This is a genomic window from Jezberella sp. (assembly GCF_964834465.1).
This window is the reverse complement of sequence record NZ_CBAZRM010000001.1, coordinates 108470-124949: the sequence shown is the minus strand read 5'-3', so window position 1 is coordinate 124949 and position 16480 is coordinate 108470. Positions and strand designations below refer to the sequence as shown.

Annotated in this window: 14 protein-coding genes and 1 tRNA gene; 13 read left to right on the top strand and 2 right to left on the bottom strand. The window is 51.1% G+C overall.

Going from position 1 to position 16480, the window contains the following annotated elements; translation table 11 throughout:
• Positions 1-14: 14 nt before the first annotated feature.
• The 4 genes from AC1W8Y_RS00555 to AC1W8Y_RS00540 all read left to right on the top strand — a co-directional run bounded on the left by AC1W8Y_RS00555 (position 15) and on the right by AC1W8Y_RS00540 (position 3644).
• A complete protein-coding gene (locus tag AC1W8Y_RS00555; RefSeq protein ID WP_482012507.1) occupies positions 15-995 on the top strand; it encodes an acetyl-CoA carboxylase carboxyltransferase subunit alpha in 981 nt (326 codons plus the stop codon).
• Between the two features lie 28 nt (positions 996-1023).
• A complete protein-coding gene (gene tilS, locus AC1W8Y_RS00550; protein WP_482012506.1) occupies positions 1024-2076 on the top strand; it encodes a tRNA lysidine(34) synthetase TilS in 1053 nt (350 codons plus the stop codon).
• A 141-nt stretch (positions 2077-2217) separates the two neighbouring features.
• Positions 2218-3480: an aspartate kinase gene (locus tag AC1W8Y_RS00545; RefSeq protein WP_482012505.1), complete on the top strand. Its 1263-nt coding sequence runs from the start codon at positions 2218-2220 to the stop codon at positions 3478-3480.
• Between the two features lie 70 nt (positions 3481-3550).
• Positions 3551-3644 (top strand) — tRNA-Ser (locus tag AC1W8Y_RS00540).
• 246 nt (positions 3645-3890) lie between these two features.
• Here the strand turns inward: AC1W8Y_RS00540 and AC1W8Y_RS00535 are convergent.
• Both AC1W8Y_RS00535 and AC1W8Y_RS00530 read right to left on the bottom strand, forming a co-directional pair.
• On the bottom strand, positions 3891-4883 hold the full coding sequence (locus tag AC1W8Y_RS00535; RefSeq protein WP_482012504.1) for an ABC transporter substrate-binding protein: 993 nt from the start codon (positions 4881-4883) through the stop codon (positions 3891-3893).
• A 140-nt stretch (positions 4884-5023) separates the two neighbouring features.
• Positions 5024-6061, bottom strand: coding sequence for an ABC transporter substrate-binding protein (locus AC1W8Y_RS00530; protein WP_482012503.1), 1038 nt, complete (start codon positions 6059-6061; stop codon positions 5024-5026).
• Positions 6062-6223: 162 nt separating this feature from the next.
• Between AC1W8Y_RS00530 and AC1W8Y_RS00525 the strand changes: the two genes are divergently transcribed.
• The 9 genes from AC1W8Y_RS00525 (at position 6224) to kdpC (ending at position 16476) form a co-directional block, all read left to right on the top strand.
• Entirely contained in the window at positions 6224-7717 is a 1494-nt protein-coding gene (locus tag AC1W8Y_RS00525) for a lyase family protein (protein WP_482012502.1), read from the top strand.
• A gap of 435 nt (positions 7718-8152) precedes the next feature.
• Entirely contained in the window at positions 8153-8800 is a 648-nt protein-coding gene (locus tag AC1W8Y_RS00520; RefSeq protein ID WP_482012501.1) for a hypothetical protein, read from the top strand.
• A 78-nt stretch (positions 8801-8878) separates the two neighbouring features.
• Positions 8879-9874 (top strand): hypothetical protein, encoded by a 996-nt coding sequence (locus AC1W8Y_RS00515; protein ID WP_482012500.1) that lies wholly within the window; start codon positions 8879-8881, stop codon positions 9872-9874.
• 16 nt (positions 9875-9890) lie between these two features.
• Complete coding sequence (locus AC1W8Y_RS00510) at positions 9891-10901, top strand: hypothetical protein (RefSeq protein ID WP_482012499.1); 1011 nt, start codon at positions 9891-9893, stop codon at positions 10899-10901.
• A gap of 77 nt (positions 10902-10978) precedes the next feature.
• Positions 10979-11770, top strand: coding sequence for an enoyl-CoA hydratase (locus tag AC1W8Y_RS00505; protein ID WP_482012498.1), 792 nt, complete (start codon positions 10979-10981; stop codon positions 11768-11770).
• A 144-nt stretch (positions 11771-11914) separates the two neighbouring features.
• On the top strand, positions 11915-12007 hold the full coding sequence (gene kdpF, locus AC1W8Y_RS00500) for a K(+)-transporting ATPase subunit F (protein WP_482012497.1): 93 nt from the start codon (positions 11915-11917) through the stop codon (positions 12005-12007).
• Entirely contained in the window at positions 12004-13791 is a 1788-nt protein-coding gene (gene kdpA, locus AC1W8Y_RS00495; RefSeq protein ID WP_482012496.1) for a potassium-transporting ATPase subunit KdpA, read from the top strand. Before kdpF ends, kdpA begins: the two co-directional genes overlap by 4 nt.
• An 18-nt stretch (positions 13792-13809) precedes the next feature.
• Positions 13810-15885, top strand: coding sequence for a potassium-transporting ATPase subunit KdpB (gene kdpB, locus AC1W8Y_RS00490; RefSeq protein ID WP_482012495.1), 2076 nt, complete (start codon positions 13810-13812; stop codon positions 15883-15885).
• Between the two features lie 21 nt (positions 15886-15906).
• Positions 15907-16476, top strand: a complete 570-nt coding sequence (gene kdpC / locus AC1W8Y_RS00485; RefSeq protein ID WP_482012494.1) for a potassium-transporting ATPase subunit KdpC — start codon at positions 15907-15909, stop codon at positions 16474-16476.
• Positions 16477-16480: the final 4 nt, after the last annotated feature.

Genomic DNA, 16480 nt, shown 5'->3' with positions numbered 1-16480 from the left:
GCAATAGTTATTTTATGGCGACGACTTTTTTAGAGTTTGAACAACCCATTGGTGAGCTCGAGAGCAAGATCGAGCAGCTTCGTTATGTTCAAGCAGATTCAGCGGTTGATATTTCAGAAGAAATCAGCCGTCTCAGCCAAAAAAGCCAGCAGTTGGCGCGTGATATCTACGAAAAGCTAACTCCCTGGCAGACCACGCTGGTCGCTCGACATCCCCAGAGACCCTACACCTTGGATTACGTCCGCGATATTTTTACGGATTTTCACGAGCTGCATGGCGATCGCATGTTCGCAGATGATCAGTCCATTGTGGGCGGTTTAGCTCGTTTTACGGGCACTCCCTGCATGGTCATCGGTCATCAGAAAGGTCGGGATACGAAAGAGCGTGCCGCTCGCAACTTCGGGATGCCTCGTCCTGAGGGGTATCGCAAAGCACTCAGGCTCATGAGAATGGCCGAAAAATTTAATTTACCGGTTTTTACGTTTGTGGATACGCCAGGTGCTTATCCGGGTGTTGGTGCCGAAGAGCGCGGGCAATCCGAAGCAATCGGGCATAACTTGTACGCGATGGCTGAGCTGAAGGTGCCCATCATTTCAACCATCATTGGCGAGGGCGGTTCAGGCGGCGCCTTAGCGATTGCAGTCGGCAACGCTGTCATGATGTTGCAGTATTCGATTTACTCGGTGATTTCGCCCGAGGGATGCGCCTCGATTCTTTGGCGTAGCCCGGACAAGGTGGCCGCTGCCGCTGCCGCGCTGAACATTACAGCGCCCCAATTAAAAGAACTGGGTCTGATTGATCGTGTGATCAATGAACCGGTGGGGGGCGCTCACCGTGATCCACGCGTGATGGCTCGCTTGCTTCGCCGCTCGCTGGGCGATGCGCTCAGACAACTTTCTGGGCTAACGCCTCAGCAGCTGGTTGATCATCGCCTTGAGCGGCTGTTGTCTTTTGGTCGCTTCGAGCAGATCAAGTCAGCAAAAGGCAAAAAATAAGTTCTGAGGTTTTCTCATCGGGGGCGGTGTGTCCGCAAGTCCTGACTTTATCGAACGTGCCTTAACCCAAGCTCAGGCTTTCGAGCTTGAAACGTGCGTGGACGAAAGCATGGCTGTTTTGCCTGCCAACGGTTGTGTGGCGGTAGCCTTCAGTGGCGGAGGCGACTCGATGGCCATGGCGGCGGTTGCAACCCGAGTGGCTCGGCTGCGTGGTCTGGACATCAAACTGTTTCACATTCATCACGGCTTGTATGCGCAGGCCGATGAATGGGCTCGCCAAGTGAAAAGTGTGGCCGAGCAACTTGGCGTGTTTGCTGTCATCCAGCATGTTCAGGTAGATCAGCAGCTAGGCCTTGGGATTGAAGGCGCAGCGCGCGATGCGCGTTATGCCGCTTTTGCTGAGATGTCCAAAGAGCATGGGGTTGACGCCATCCTGCTGGGGCACCACCAGCAAGACCAGGCTGAGACAGTGCTGCTGAGGTTGTTGCGAGGGTCGGGCGTTCAGGGTCTGGCCGCCATGAAGTCTGACCATGTAAGGCTTGGTTTGCGGTTGCTGCGCCCCTGGTTGGAAATCAATCGTTCCGTCTTGTTAAGGTTTGTCCATGCCTTGACGAACGAAGTTGGTTGGCTGCCTGTTCAAGACCCCAGTAACACCGACAAACGGTATGCCAGGGGGGCTTTGCGTCAACAAGTCATCCCCGCGTTACAGCAGCGCTGGCCGACTTGGGTAGAGGCGTTGAGTCGGCATGCTCGGCAAGCTGCCGACGCAACGCAAATTCTCAATGACGTTGCGCAACAGGATCTCGCTCGACTCGAGGTGAACGCAGCCGATCACAGTTTCAGCCTCAAATGTTGGCGTGAATTAAATCCCGCACGGCAGACATTGGTCACACGATATTGGCTGCAACAACAAGGGATTCAGATGCCGAGCGAGCGCCGACTGGCCGAATTGATCCGTCAGTTAAGGCAACTTCATGCGCTGGGCCATGATCGCGGGTTGCAGTGGCAACACGGCAAGATAACGGTCACTTGCGCGCGCGGTCGGGTTGCCCTTCTCACGTCCTCACTCGCTCGGCCCTGAGGCCGGTGAACGCTTATCCCTGCTGACAGCTCGCCCGTGAGGTAAAATCAAGGGCTTTTCTGTCATTTTTGTATTGACCCAGATGTTTGCCTTAACCAAAGCTACCGCCTCTCGGTGCGGGCTTGTTTTCATGTTTAGATCATGTCACTGATTGTTCATAAATACGGCGGTACCTCAATGGGCTCTGTCGAGCGTATTCGAAACGTAGCCAAGCGTGTCGCCAAATGGCATGCCGCAGGTCATCAAGTTGTGGTGGTCCCCTCTGCGATGTCGGGTGAGACCAACCGATTGTTGGGTTTAGCGAAAGATCTCTGCGCTGACGCAGATGGTCGCGAGCTTGACATGATTGCCGCGACGGGCGAGCAGGCATCGAGTGGTTTGCTGGCGATTGCCTTGCAAGCACAGGGCCTAAAGGCACGTAGTTATGCGGGTTGGCAAGTGCCCGTCCGCACGGATTCGGCGTTTACTAAAGCCCGAATCACCTCCATTGACGACAAGCGTATCCGAGCCGATCTCGATGCTGGCATGGTCGTCGTGGTGACAGGGTTTCAAGGGGTGGATGACGATGGACACATCACCACCTTGGGACGTGGGGGGTCCGATACTTCTGCTGTGGCCATTGCGGCGGCATTGAAGGCCGATGAATGTCTGATTTACACCGACGTGGATGGTGTTTACACCACCGACCCTCGGGTCGAACCGGATGCACGGCGTCTGAGCGTGATCTCGTTTGAAGAAATGCTTGAAATGGCCTCGATGGGGTCAAAAGTTCTACAGATTCGATCGGTAGAATTTGCAGGCAAATATCGCGTGCCGACCCGCGTGCTGTCCTCGTTGACAGACACTGACATCCCGCTTGCCGAAGAAATGAAATCCGGCACCCTGATTACTTTTGAGGAAGACGAAAAAATGGAAGCAGCCGTTGTCTCGGGCATCGCCTTTAGCCGCGACGAAGCCAAAATCACTTTGCTGGGCGTACCCGACAAGCCTGGTATTGCTTATTCTATTCTTGGTCAGGTGGCCGAGGCCAACATCGATGTCGACATGATTTTGCAAAATCAGTCGGTCGATGGCACCACTGACTTTTCGTTCACTGTCCATCGCAATGAATTCGCACGTACCCTCGCTGTGATCAAAGACAACATTGCGCCGACTGTTAATCCCCGCGAGGTATTGTCCGATGACAAGGTTGCCAAGGTATCCATCGTTGGTATCGGGATGCGTTCACACGCGGGCGTCGCGAGTCTGATGTTCAAAACGCTTGCAGAAGAGGGGATCAACATTCAGATGATCACCACCAGCGAAATCAAGACCTCAGTTGTGATCAGCGACAAGTACATGGAGCTCGCTGTTCGTGCCCTGCACAAGGCATTTGGATTGGAGACTGCACCTGTTAAGGCCTGATGGTTGTTGCGCCGCTCAAGCATTTGCGACATAAAAATAGCCAAGCCGTGCTAAACTATTGGCTTGGTTTGGAGGCGTGCCCGAGCGGCTGAAGGGGCTCCCCTGCTAAGGGAGTATGTGAGCAAAAACTTGCATCCAGGGTTCGAATCCCTGCGCCTCCGCCAAAACTATTTCGATCTGATTCCAAGTCGTTCGAACAATTTCCAACCCGTGAGGGGGCACCTCGGGTGCGATCCTAGGATACTTTCCGGATCAGACAGGCTCCCGACCGAACCCGCCCGCACGGCAAAGTACGCGGTCCTCTCTGCATTTGGCTCAATCTGCGGTGCGTGCCTACCTGAATACCTTCTCAATACCTCGCAGCTTTACGAAAACTATCGTGCTGCTCAGAGTCATGCTGCGTCCTACATCTAGCCGTCAATAATTTTGTCAGCCATGAGTGCTAACTTGCCGGTCACATCGTAGTTGAGTGTTTTAAACGTGCGGCTGTTGAGGACGATCTGTATGTCATCTGCTTGCTCGATGGGCAATTGATTGATTCGATATCCCTTTAGGATTTTGTCGACATACTTGGCTGACTGCGCAAATATCTTAGGGTAGCTCACCCCGTAGCTACCCATAAAACCCGCAGTTGCGTAGACCTCAGCCTGACCAAGGCAAATCACGCGATGCTGTATGGCAAGCTGAGCGATTTCAGCGCCAATCGACACGTAATAAGGGGATTGAAGCACCAACAAGCATTTTTGATCGTTTGCAACCATCTGCTTGAAAGCATCGACGACGTCAGCGCTGTCTTGGCAAAAATAGACCTGATTCTCGATGCCAATTGATGCTGCCGCTCGAGTCAACCTATCAGTGACACGGCCGCTAGACGTACTCGACGGATTACTGAGTGTCGCTATTTTTTTAACGGTGGGGTCGATGTTCGCCAACAGCTCTAAAAGCTTCAGGCTAATGTCATCGAACAGAATCGATATCCCAGTCAAATTGGTATCGGGGTGAGCTAGGCTAGCCACTAACCCAGCGGCCAAGGGATCAACCATCCCTGCACCAACAATGGGCACGTGCATTTCGACTTTCAATGCTTCTCTAGCGGCAGATGCACCGGTTGTCACGATCACATCCACCTTGGCTTCTGTCAGTTCGGCCACTAATCCCGATACTTTTTGGTTTTGACCATGCGATCTTTTGGTGATGATTTCTAGATTATTTCCTTGAATCCAACCCAACTGCGCCAGGCTGGAAACGAGCTGTGCCCAGGCATCGTCATACCCTTCTCCCGACACCAAAAAGCCGAGCTTTTTTTTGAGACTTGAATTAATCGCGTGTGAGAAACCGCCATGCAATGACAAGACGGAGGTCGCGACAATCGATAGCTTTTGAAAAAAAGAGCGCCTAAGCATGGTTGATTCATCCAAACAGGTGTCAGCTCGATAGCTCGCTAAGACAGTCGTCGCAAGTTAGTCGCTATATTAAAGGCAATCTCACGTTGAGCAACGCTCTTTGACAAGTATTTTGCCCTCTTGGATATCTATCGCTTGAGTCAACCATCGATGATTTTGTCGGCCATCATTGAGAGCTCGCCACTCAATTGATAATTGAGTGATTTGAAGGTACTCATATTCAACACAATCTGCAAATCACTCGCCTGTTCTATCGGCAGTAGGCTTACCGAGGTCCCTTTTAAAATGCGGTCAACGTAAGTTGCTGCTTGCCCAAAAATCCTTGGGTAATTCACCCCGTAACTGGCAAGAAACCCTGCTTCTGCATAGACTTCAGCTTGCCCGAGGGCGATTATCTTGTGCTCAATGGCGAGTGCAGCAATTTGTTTGCTTGCTGCAATAAAGAAAGGCGCTTGAACCACTAGCAGTGCTTGTGGCTGAAGCTGACCAATTTCATCAAATACCCTTGGGATATGCGACTCTTCAGAACAATAGATAATTTGATTGTCGATCCCCATCGAACTAGCGACCTCTTTGAGCTTATTCGGTACTCGAGGGCTCGTTGTGCTAATCGGGCTGCATAACGTGGCAATACTGGTTACCGAAGGGTCGATTCGCACGAGAAGCTCTAATAGCTTGAGGCTGATGTCATCAAATAGTATCGATACGCCAGTCAAATTGACGTTTGGGTGGGCGAGGCTCGTCACAAGCCCGCCGACAACAGGGTCAACCAATCCGGCCCCGACAATGGGTACGTCGGTTTCGACCGTCAGTGCTGCTCTTGCAGATGAGGCACCTGTGGTCACGACCACCTCTACCCCTGCACCGACCAGCTCCGCAAACAGCCCAGGGATTTTCTGGCTTTGGCCGTGGGCTCTTTTGGTCAATATCTCGATGTTGTGCCCATCAAACCAGCCCAACTTATTCAAATGAAGCAAGAGTTGCTGCCATGCCTGATCATTGCCCTGAGCAGGTATCAAAAAACCAATTTTTCGCTTTTTACCTGTGTCACTAGGCGCTGCAGACCCTATCTCATGCACGCCTGACAGCGGCAATAGCGCGAGGCTTTGCACAAAACGGCGTCTCGTCCAGCTGCTGAACTCGTAGGTTTGATTGGCGAGTTTCAAGATAAGGGACACGAAAAGGTTCGCTATGTTGTTTGGGTGAGACTTTTTACGTCATTGGCAAATTATTCCTGAGGCCATTGTATGGCTTTTGACGGATATTATCGATAACTTGAGATAATGTGTTGCTTAACTCATCAACATTCGATCTTTTTCATGTGCTAACCAAGGATTCAAATGCGCTCATCTGTGTCAACTTGCCTGTTTGCCAGCAGCTTGTTCTTAGTCTGCTCTGCGTTCGGGAAAGAAAGCACCCCACGTGACGAGTTCTTTTGGCTTGGCCAGATCAATAAGGCAAGCCTCATCATCAATACGCAAGAAGGCCTATTGGATAAAAGCCTGACCGTGCAGTTCAAGACAGCGATACAAAAGGTGATTGATGACGGCAATAAGTCAGGTAGTCAGAGGCCATCGACAGTCATCACGTTTGAGCCGTTGCTCATCCAGGCCGCCGGTCCTGAAATTACCCTGTTGCATGCGGGTCGCTCAAGTCAAGATATGCATGCGACCGTTCGTTCGATGATGCTACGCGATGATTTGCTTGATTTGGCGAGACAGCTTAACCTGACTCAAACTTCTCTGATCGCGTTGGCTGAAAAAAATACGAAAACGATCGTACCGAATTACACCAATGGCGTAGCCGCCCAGCCTAATAGTTACGCTCACTATTTGTTGGGTTATGCCGCAGGCTTTGAACGTGATGCCCAGCGAATCCGAGAAGCCTATGCGCGGGTCGATCGTTCATCAATGGGTACCACGGTGCTCAATGGCACAAGTTGGCCTTTAAACCGGGTAAGAATGGCTGATTATTTGGGGTTCGCAGGGATAGTGGATAACGCTTATGACGCAGCGCAGATTTCATCCACTGAAGAACCCGTTGAGATTGGTGGTGTTCTCATTGGCACTGCCTTGCATATCGGCAGTTTTGTCGAAGACATAACGACGCAATATGCGCAATCGCGGCCTTGGATTTTATTGGCCGAAGGGGGGCGCAATACTTATGTATCGAGCGCCATGCCGCAAAAAAGGAATCCCGGCCTACTCATGAATACTCGCGCGGATGCATCCACGGCGATGACGCTAGCATTGGGCCCGATGATCCTCGCCCACAATACGCAGGCGGGTATGGGCGACGCAAAAAAACCAAAACAGAATAGAGCCATGATACGCAGTTCAATCACTGCGTTGAAAGAGTTGGATGAACTCATTAACGCGCTGGTCATCAACCCTGAGCGTGCACTGGAAGAACTGAACAGTGACTGGACAGCCTCTCAAGAACTCGCCGATGTGTTGATGCGTCAATACAAAATCCCTTTCAGAGTGGGGCATCACTTTGCGTCCGAGATGGTTGAGTACGCCAAAAAAGAAAACATCAAACCGCTTGATTTTCCCTACGTTGAGGCGCAGCGCATTTATCAGGGGACGGTCAAAGATCTGAAAGTGCCTCAGACACTACCCATGAGCGAGAAAGAATTTCGCAACACGCTTGATCCTGTGGCGATTGTTAATCACCGTATGACGATTGGGGGCTCGCAACCCGCCGAGATTGAGCGAATGCTGAAACTCGCAAAGGCTCAAATCGCCGATCAAACCAAGTGGATTGATGAGAAATCAAAGAAAGTCGCTGATGCACTCAGACGGCTCGACGCTGACTTTGGTCAGTTGCAGTGAGCGACCACTTTGGCGTTTCTATCCTCAAAAATCCGATCAATAGTCGTGCAACCTGATGTCTATTGTCGATACCCACTCGAAGTTCACCACAGTGACAAGCACCAGGGAAATCCAAGGCTTTTACGCAAGTTAACATCGCTTTCTTTCGTCACCCGCTAAGGTTGTGTCCGATTGAGCCATTCCTACTGTGAAGGACCTGATTCTTGATCTGTGCACCTGTAACTGGCGATGTTCAGAGCGAATCGAACCAGTAGATCTCAAAGTTACAATGTTTAACAATCACCCGTGATCGTTGTCGCTATGCTTTTAGCCAAATGTATTTCTGTTTGAGTAAGAACACTATCTTGCGAATGGAAATGTCATCCTAAAATCAATGAGAGACATTGGGTGCCTATCGTGTGCAGATATTTGAAGTTTTTAACGATACTGTTGGCGATGCTTGCCGCAATGCAGTTAGCCGGTTGCGCTTCGGTTGTCAATGGCGGCAATATGCAAGCAATTACCGTGGTTGCGCTTGATGATTCAGATCCGATTGACGGCGCAGACTGTGTGCTGGAAAACTCCGGCGGTAGGTGGTCGGTAAAGACCCCTGGGATGACTAAGGTCAACCGAACCAACGTTAGTCTGACAATCAACTGTAACAAAGAGGGATACCAGCCCGGAACACAAGTGTCTTCTCCTCGTGTGTCGGGCGCTCTATACGGGAACCTTCTGGTAGGGGGACTAATCGGTGTGGCCGTCGATATGACTACAGGTGCTGGCTTTGAGTATGACCGTACAGTCCAAGTGAAGATGACGAAAGTTAAAGATAGCCCTGTGGTTCCCTCCCCCAGTGCACCCACACCTAGCGTGACGTCAAATACCAGTCCCCCTATTCCCGTGCGCAGCGTCCCTTCGGGGGATACCCCCGTCAGAATTACTTTGTCGGACAGTGGATCCAGCAAGAGTCAGTCTGTTGCTGGTAACAACCAGCAACCGGCAGAATTGAATCGATTCGAAACTGCCAAGAAAACGTGCGAAGAGCTTGCTATTAAACCGCAGACTGAACAGTTTGGTCAGTGTGTCTTGCGGTTAAGTCGCTAAATTTTTCGGGAAACGAAAGGGGCTTGCTCTGACGAACGCCCCCAAGAGGGCATGACGCTTGAGCCTTGTGAGAATTTAATGAAAAGAAAAGCATTTTTTCGTTTTATGCAATCCGTATTGCTTGGACTGAGTTGTGTCATGAGCGTGGCTATTGCATCCGTTGGTGATCTACCCGTTGTTGGTTCGCAGATATCCGGTCGGATCGAGCTTGACTTTGATCAAGGTAGCAAGGTCATACCACTTCCCGCTGGTAACTGGAAGGTTCTCTATGCGGATGAAAACAAAGGTACATTTCACCGCGATTTATCACCGCCAGACCGGTTCGCAGTACTGATTCTTGTACAAGTTGAGGGCTCTACGTTAGTTAACCAACTGTATATTCGTACGAATATCACCAGCCAAACAAAACAGTACAGCGATCAGCTCTGTGATCGCAACGCAGCTCACTTTTTACTTGACAGTTTCGACTCCGCTGTTTATGACCAACGTTGTTTAAAAGCGAGTTTTCTCGTCGGTTATCTAGCCAATCCTCAGGGAGTGTGGGCTGATGTACGGTCGCGCCTAGTCAAGGCTGAGGTTAGTTTTCCCAATACAATCTTTCAGACGCGATACACCGAGTTTGATCATACAGGTCAGTGGCTCGACGTACAGCTTTACCTGAATCCAGTCGCGTTTGGGTTTCCTGATAACCAGACTGCCTGGGGACAAGCACCTTGGCATAAAGATTTTCTTATACATGATGCGGTGCGGACTGGTTTTGTTAACGACTGGGTCTCGTTCTCAATGTCTTATGGGCAATTGTTGCATGATGGGTTTGTTAATGGAAGGCAGTTGTTATTGCCCACTTTTACTTTTACTTCCGATGGCTCGCTACGGAGCGGTACAGTGAGCCTTGTACCTGCATTTAAGCCTCGCGCAACATCGCTGCCCGATCAGGGCTATGGTGTTGCCAGTGCAACGACCAACCGACCTACGGTCGATTACGAGAGTCAATGTGCCTCTATTGGTTTTAAATCAGGTAGTACTGCGTGGGATCAGTGCGTCAAAGAACTAAAGTCGCGGGACAAAAAATAAAGGTAACCAATTTTCGATGGTGCAATCGACAGTGAAAGCATATGTTCAGGTACTTCGGTACGGTTATTTCCAGATTCATATGATGCGGCTTTGTCGACGAACCTACATCGCATGTGCACTCTTGAATGCTGCGTTGGGTTTCTGGTCAGGTAACGTTTTGGCTGATCACGCAATGCCAGAGGTTGGCAGCAAAATCGAGAAGGCAGTGCTAATCGGTACAGACCAAGGTATCAGGTCTGTGCCGCTACCCGAAGGTGGTTGGACGGTGGTGTATGCCAAAGAAAAGCCAGCCGGTCATCACAACGATCTCTCCCCCTCCGATCTAAGAGCGACAGTGGTTTTGGTTCAAGCGGATGGGCAAAACTTACGTCATCATCTGTTGATTGAGCTGAATACGACGTTTACGTTGAGAGGAATCCGAACGGCTCAATTATGTGACCATAAACTACCTACCTTGTTCAAAGATGCTTATGGTTCTGGCACGTTTGAGCAGCGTTGTTTAACGGTCAATCACTCCTTCGGATATCTGAGTGATCCGCAGGGTATATGGACCGATGTTCGGCCATTTCTCTTAAAGGCTGCTTTGAATTATCCAACGACAATCTTTACAACAAAATACAGTCAGTACGATCGATGGGCGCATTACTTTGTGATAGAGATGATGACCAGCCCCGTGGCCTTTGGTTATCGCGACTCAACTGAATCTTTGAACCAGTCGCCTTGGCACGATGGTTTTCAAGCTGACGATAAAATGCGGGCAGCTTTTGTTGACGACTTGATTTCTTACTCAAAAAAATACGCAGATATTCTGAATAGCGCCTTCCCAACGTTTGACACCATATCGCCAGTTGCGGTGTTTATGCCAAGAGATGGTTCAATGCCAAGTCAGCGTGGACAGCTTGCTACCGCAGAAGTCAACTCAACCCCCGCCAGTTTTAAGGCGCAGTGCCTAGAAATTGGGTTCAAACCAGACACGAGTGCAATGAGAGATTGTATGAAAGAGCTGCAATCACGCATTAAAAAATGATCTATTTCGTGAGACGGTCAGGTCTAGCAAGAACGTTTGGCTAAACCAATTCACTTGTCTAACCAGGATACAGATCTATGGATAACCCACATTCGACGCTGACGATCGCAACAAACCAAGTCGCCACACTGACCATCTGCAACGCCGGCAGCATGAATATTCTTGGCACACCAGTCATCGACGCCTTGCTTGAAGCCTTACAAAGGGTTGCAGAAACGACATCGATTCGCGTGTTGATTATTCGAGGCGAAGGTGAAAAAGCCTTTGTGGGCGGGGCTGACATCAAAGAGATGGCGCGGCTTGACCAGCAAACAGCCGTCGTGTTCATTGATAAGTTGCGTCAGCTTTGTGAAGCTGTCCGGCAGTTGCCCATGCCTGTGATTGCCAGGATTCCCGGTTGGGCGCTGGGTGGTGGCCTTGAGTTCGCTTTGTGTTGCGACCTAAGGATAGCGTCACCAGCGGCTCGGCTTGGGATGCCTGAGGTGCTAGTGGGCATCCCCTCAGTGATTCATGCCGCTCTGATGCCCCGATTGATCGGCAAGGCTCGTACTGCGTGGTTGCTGCTGACCGGCGAAGTGATCGAGGCAGAGCAGGCGCTGGCTTGGGGCCTGCTTGATCGAGTGGTAGAAGCGACGGCGCTCGATCAGGAAGTGGCTCGCGTGGCAAACGGTTTGGCTGAGCTTGGTCCTCAGGTATTGGCGCAGCAAAAGCGGCTTTTACGTGAGTGGGAAGACGAACCGCTTGAAACCTCTATTCAAAATAGCGTTGCAGCGTTCGGCAAGGCATTTCTGACCGGTGAGCCTCAGCACTACATGGGCAAGTTTCTTGAGCGCAATTTGACGCGACGCTCGCGCTATAAATCTTTATAAGTTTTTTACACCTTTTTTCATAACATGGCCTCGTCTTAGTTACTTCGAGGCTGTTATGGATTTCATATTTCTCGGTTGCATTGCCGCCTTCTTCCTCTTGACGGTGGGGATGGCGCGTGGCTGCTCGCATTTGAAGGATAAGAAATGACCCTCATCCAAATCATCAGCGGCGCGGTCGCCCTCGGTCTTCTCATTTATCTCATCGCTGCTTTATTTCATCCTGAGGACTTCTCATGAGCACCCATGCCATTTTGACCATTGCGGTTTATGTCGGGGTTTTGCTGCTGCTGGCCTACCCGGTGGGCATTTACCTTGACCAAGTCATGAAGGGTGAGTCGGCGATCGTTAAGCCCTTTTCCTGGATTGAAAAAATTATCTTCAAGATTTGCGGGGTTGAGGCCAGCACTGAAATGACGTGGCTGAGTTATGCCGTTGGCTTGATTCTGTTCAATGCCATCGGCGCATTATTTGTGTATGGGCTTCAGTTGTTTCAAGGCTTATTACCGCTCAATCCGCAAGGGTTGCCAAATATCTCGCCGGATTCATCCTTCAACACGGCGATCAGTTTTGCGACCAATACTAATTGGCAAGCTTATGCGGGTGAGGGCACCATGAGTTATTTGACGCAAATGCTCGGGTTAAGCACGCAGAATTTTTTGTCGGCAGCCACAGGCATCGTGGTCGTTTTTGCCCTGATTCGCGGCTTTGCACGCCATAGCATAAAGACCATTGGTAACGTATGGGTAGATTTGACGCGGATCACGCTCTATGTGCTGATCCCCCTGTGCGTTGTGTATTCACTCTTCTTGGTCAGTCAAGGGTCGATTCAGAATCTTGATGCTTACAAAGACGTTAAAACCGTTGAAATCACCCATTTCGATAATCCCAAAGTCGGCGCCGATGGCCTGCCCTTGAAAGACGACAAGGGTGCGCCCATCACCGAGCCAGCAACGACAGATCAACAGACCTTGCCGATGGGGCCAGTGGCCTCGCAAGAGGCGATCAAAATGCTGGGAACCAACGGCGGTGGCTTCTTTAACGCCAACTCTGCCCATCCGTTCGAAAATCCTACACCCTTATCGAATTTCATCCAGATCCTTTCGATTTTCTTGCTCCCTGCCGCACTGTGCTTTAGCTTCGGTCGTATGGTCGGCGATAAGCGTCAAGGCTGGGTAGTCTTGGTGACCATGTTGCTGATTTTTCTGGTCGTCACCTTCGCCGCTGTCTATTTCGAGCAGCAAAGCAATCCACTGTTGACTGCCTTGGGCGTTGATGGCGGCGCAGGCAACATGGAAGGCAAAGAGACACGCTTCGGTATCGATGACTCAAGCATCTTTGCGAGCATCACCACACTCGCGTCCTGTGGTGCAGTGAACGCCATGCACGATTCTTTCAACCCCATGGGTGGCTTCATCCCCCTGTGGAACATGATGCTGGGTGAGGTCGTGTTTGGCGGGGTCGGCACAGGGTTGTATGGCATGCTGGTTTTCGCAATTTTGGCGGTGTTTATTTCTGGATTGATGATTGGTCGCACGCCAGAGTATCTCGGCAAAAAAATCGAAGCCTATGAAATGAAGATGGTTGCTATCGCCATTCTGGTCACGCCTATTTTGGCCCTTGCCGGGACGGCCATTGCGGTGTTGAGTGCAGAGGGTGTTGCCGGGGTCGCGAATCCTGGTGCCCATGGTTTTTCAGAAATTCTGTACGCCTTCACCTCTGCAGCCAACAATAACGGTAGTGCCTTTGCTGGGCTATCCGCCAATACACCTTTCTACAACACCTTGCTAGCAATCGCGATGTGGTTTGGGCGTTTCGGCGTGATTGTCCCCGTGCTGGCGCTGGCGGGTGCGTTTGTTGCTAAGAAGAAAATCGCCGTGAATGCGGGCACCATGCCTACACACGGTGTTCTGTTCATCGTCTTGCTCGCAGGGACGGTGATATTGGTCGGTGCGCTGAATTATGTCCCAGCGCTAGCGTTAGGCCCAATGGTCGAGCAGCTGATGCTTGGCATGGCTCACTAATCGCAATTGGAGAAAATCATGACCAAACGAAAACTAGGCATGTTTGATGCCGAGCTGGTCACGCCGGCAATCATCGATAGTTTTAGAAAACTGAATCCCGCGGTGCAATGGCGAAATCCAGTCATGTTCGTCGTCTATGTGGGTAGCATTCTCACCACCTTGCTTTGGATACAGTCACTGACTGGCCAAGGTGAAGCCTCCTCTGGTTTCATTCTCGGTGTTGTGTTGTGGCTCTGGTTTACGGTGCTGTTTGCTAATTTCGCTGAGGCGTTGGCAGAGGGGCGAAGCAAGGCACAGGCTGCCTCCCTGAGAGGGTTAAAGAAAGAGACCTTTGCCAAAAAAATATCGGCAAACCCTTTACCTGAAAACTGGGATATCAAACCTCAGGCGGTACTGACATCCGCCACTCAGCTGCGTAAAGGCGATGTCTTTATCGCTGAAGCAAACGATGTCATTGCTGCCGATGGGGAGGTCATTGCGGGTGTTGCTTCAGTTGACGAGTCAGCGATCACGGGTGAATCTGCGCCGGTCATCCGCGAGTCGGGGGGCGACTTCTCATCAGTGACAGGAGGGACTCGAGTCTTGTCAGACTGGATTATTGTCCGCGTGACGGTGAATCCTGGTGAGACCTTCATTGATCGAATGATTTCAATGGTTGAAAATGCGAAACGTCAAAAGACCCCGAACGAGATTGCATTGACGATCTTGCTGGTGGCCTTGACGATCGTATTTTTAGTCGTTGTCGCGACGTTGTTACCCTTCTCGATGTTCAGTGTCTCGGTCAATGGCAGCGGCTCACCGATTCAAATCACAGTGCTGATTGCGTTGCTGGTTTGTCTGATTCCTACCACCATCGCTGGGCTATTGTCCGCCATTGGCGTCGCAGGGATGAGCAGAATGATGGCCGCCAATGTGATTGCAACATCGGGTCGCGCCGTCGAGGCGGCTGGTGACGTTGACGTCTTGTTGTTGGATAAGACGGGCACAATTACCTTAGGCAATCGGCAGGCGTCCAGTTTTATCCCTGCCTTTGGTGTGACAGAGGCGGAACTGGCTGACGTTGCTCAGTTAGCGTCTCTTGCTGATGAAACCCCGGAAGGCAGAAGTATTGTCATTCTCGCCAAGCAAAAATTCGGGCTGCGCGAGCGCGATATTGCCGAGATTGGCGCCGTGTTTGTGCCATTTACCGCGCAGACCCGCATGAGTGGCGTCGACCTCAATGGCATCGAGGTTCGCAAAGGGGCTGCTACGGCGATTCAAAAACACATTGATGCGCTGGGTAGCGAATTCCCTGCTGATGTTCTTAAAGGGGTGGATGAAGTTTCTCGCCGAGGGAGCACCCCCCTGGTGGTGTCCCACGGTCAGCGCGTGCTGGGCGTTGTTGAATTGAAAGACATTGTTAAGGGTGGCATCAAAGAGCGCTTCAATGAGTTGCGTCAAATGGGTATCCGCACCATCATGATTACCGGTGACAACCGTTTAACCGCAGCGGCTATTGCAGCAGAAGCGGGGGTCGATGATTTTCTGGCTGAAGCAACCCCCGAAGATAAATTGGCACTGATCCGCCAGCATCAAGCTGAAGGTCGCTTGGTAGCCATGACTGGGGATGGTACGAACGATGCGCCTGCTTTGGCACAAGCTGACGTCGCGGTCGCCATGAACTCTGGCACGCAGGCGGCGAAAGAGGCGGGCAATATGGTGGATCTGGACTCCAATCCGACCAAGCTCATTGAAGTAGTCGAGACAGGCAAACAGATGCTGATGACACGTGGATCACTCACGACGTTTAGCATTGCCAATGACGTGGCGAAATATTTTGCCATTATCCCAGCGGCTTTTGTCGCCACGTATCCGCAACTTGAAGCCCTGAACATCATGCACCTGACGAGCCCAGCCTCAGCGATTCTGTCTGCGGTAATTTTTAACGCACTCATTATTATGTTTCTGATCCCGCTGGCCTTACAAGGGGTGACCTATAAGCCGATGGGGGCAGCCGCACTGTTAAGAAGAAACATGACGATTTACGGCTTAGGCGGTCTGATTGCGCCCTTTATTGGCATCAAGTTGATCGATATGATCATTGCAGTGATCTGATTGCGTCGCGGAGAAAAAAAAATGAAATCCATACTGAGAAGTTGTTTGGGACTATTTATTATCTTGACGGCCATCACTGGCGTGGTCTATCCCTTCGCCGTCACGGGGATTGCCAAAGCCGTTTTTCCACACCAGTCTGGCGGCAGTCTTCTTTATCAGGGTGATCAGGTGGTTGGTTCTGAACTCATTGGTCAAAACTTTACCGATCCGAAATATTTTTGGGGACGGCCTTCAGCAACAGCACCACAACCTAACAATAGTTTGGCCTCAGGTGGCTCAAATCAGGGGCCTTTGAATCCCGCGCTGGTTGATGCAGTCAAGGCGCGCGTTGAGGCGCTGAAAAGTGCCGATCCAGATAATAAGCAGACAATCCCAGCGGATTTGGTGATGGCGTCTGCCAGTGGGCTTGATCCGGACATCAGTCCGGCAGCGGCAACTTATCAAGCGGCCAGAGTTGCCAAGGCAAGAAACCTCACCGTCGATCACGTGGTGGCGTTGATCGCTGAACATACCCAAGGCAGACAGTTAGGCCTCTTTGGTGAACCGCGTGTTAACGTCTTACGGCTCAACCTCGCGTTGGATACCAAATAGTCAT

What these genes read in the sequence shown, in the direction of transcription:
- AC1W8Y_RS00505 (WP_482012498.1), top strand. Translation starts at nt 10,979, where the DNA reads ATGGATAACCCACATTCGACGCTGACGATCGCAACAAACCAAGTCGCC.
- kdpC (WP_482012494.1), top strand. Translation starts at nt 15,907, where the DNA reads ATGAAATCCATACTGAGAAGTTGTTTGGGACTATTTATTATCTTGACG.
- kdpF (WP_482012497.1), top strand. Translation starts at nt 11,915, where the DNA reads ATGACCCTCATCCAAATCATCAGCGGCGCGGTCGCCCTCGGTCTTCTC.
- AC1W8Y_RS00520 (WP_482012501.1), top strand. Translation starts at nt 8,153, where the DNA reads ATGCTTGCCGCAATGCAGTTAGCCGGTTGCGCTTCGGTTGTCAATGGC.
- AC1W8Y_RS00545 (WP_482012505.1), top strand. Translation starts at nt 2,218, where the DNA reads ATGTCACTGATTGTTCATAAATACGGCGGTACCTCAATGGGCTCTGTC.
- AC1W8Y_RS00535 (WP_482012504.1), bottom strand. Translation starts at nt 4,883, where the DNA reads ATGCTTAGGCGCTCTTTTTTTCAAAAGCTATCGATTGTCGCGACCTCC.
- AC1W8Y_RS00515 (WP_482012500.1), top strand. Translation starts at nt 8,879, where the DNA reads ATGAAAAGAAAAGCATTTTTTCGTTTTATGCAATCCGTATTGCTTGGA.
- AC1W8Y_RS00555 (WP_482012507.1), top strand. Translation starts at nt 15, where the DNA reads ATGGCGACGACTTTTTTAGAGTTTGAACAACCCATTGGTGAGCTCGAG.
- kdpA (WP_482012496.1), top strand. Translation starts at nt 12,004, where the DNA reads ATGAGCACCCATGCCATTTTGACCATTGCGGTTTATGTCGGGGTTTTG.
- kdpB (WP_482012495.1), top strand. Translation starts at nt 13,810, where the DNA reads ATGACCAAACGAAAACTAGGCATGTTTGATGCCGAGCTGGTCACGCCG.
- AC1W8Y_RS00525 (WP_482012502.1), top strand. Translation starts at nt 6,224, where the DNA reads ATGCGCTCATCTGTGTCAACTTGCCTGTTTGCCAGCAGCTTGTTCTTA.
- AC1W8Y_RS00510 (WP_482012499.1), top strand. Translation starts at nt 9,891, where the DNA reads ATGGTGCAATCGACAGTGAAAGCATATGTTCAGGTACTTCGGTACGGT.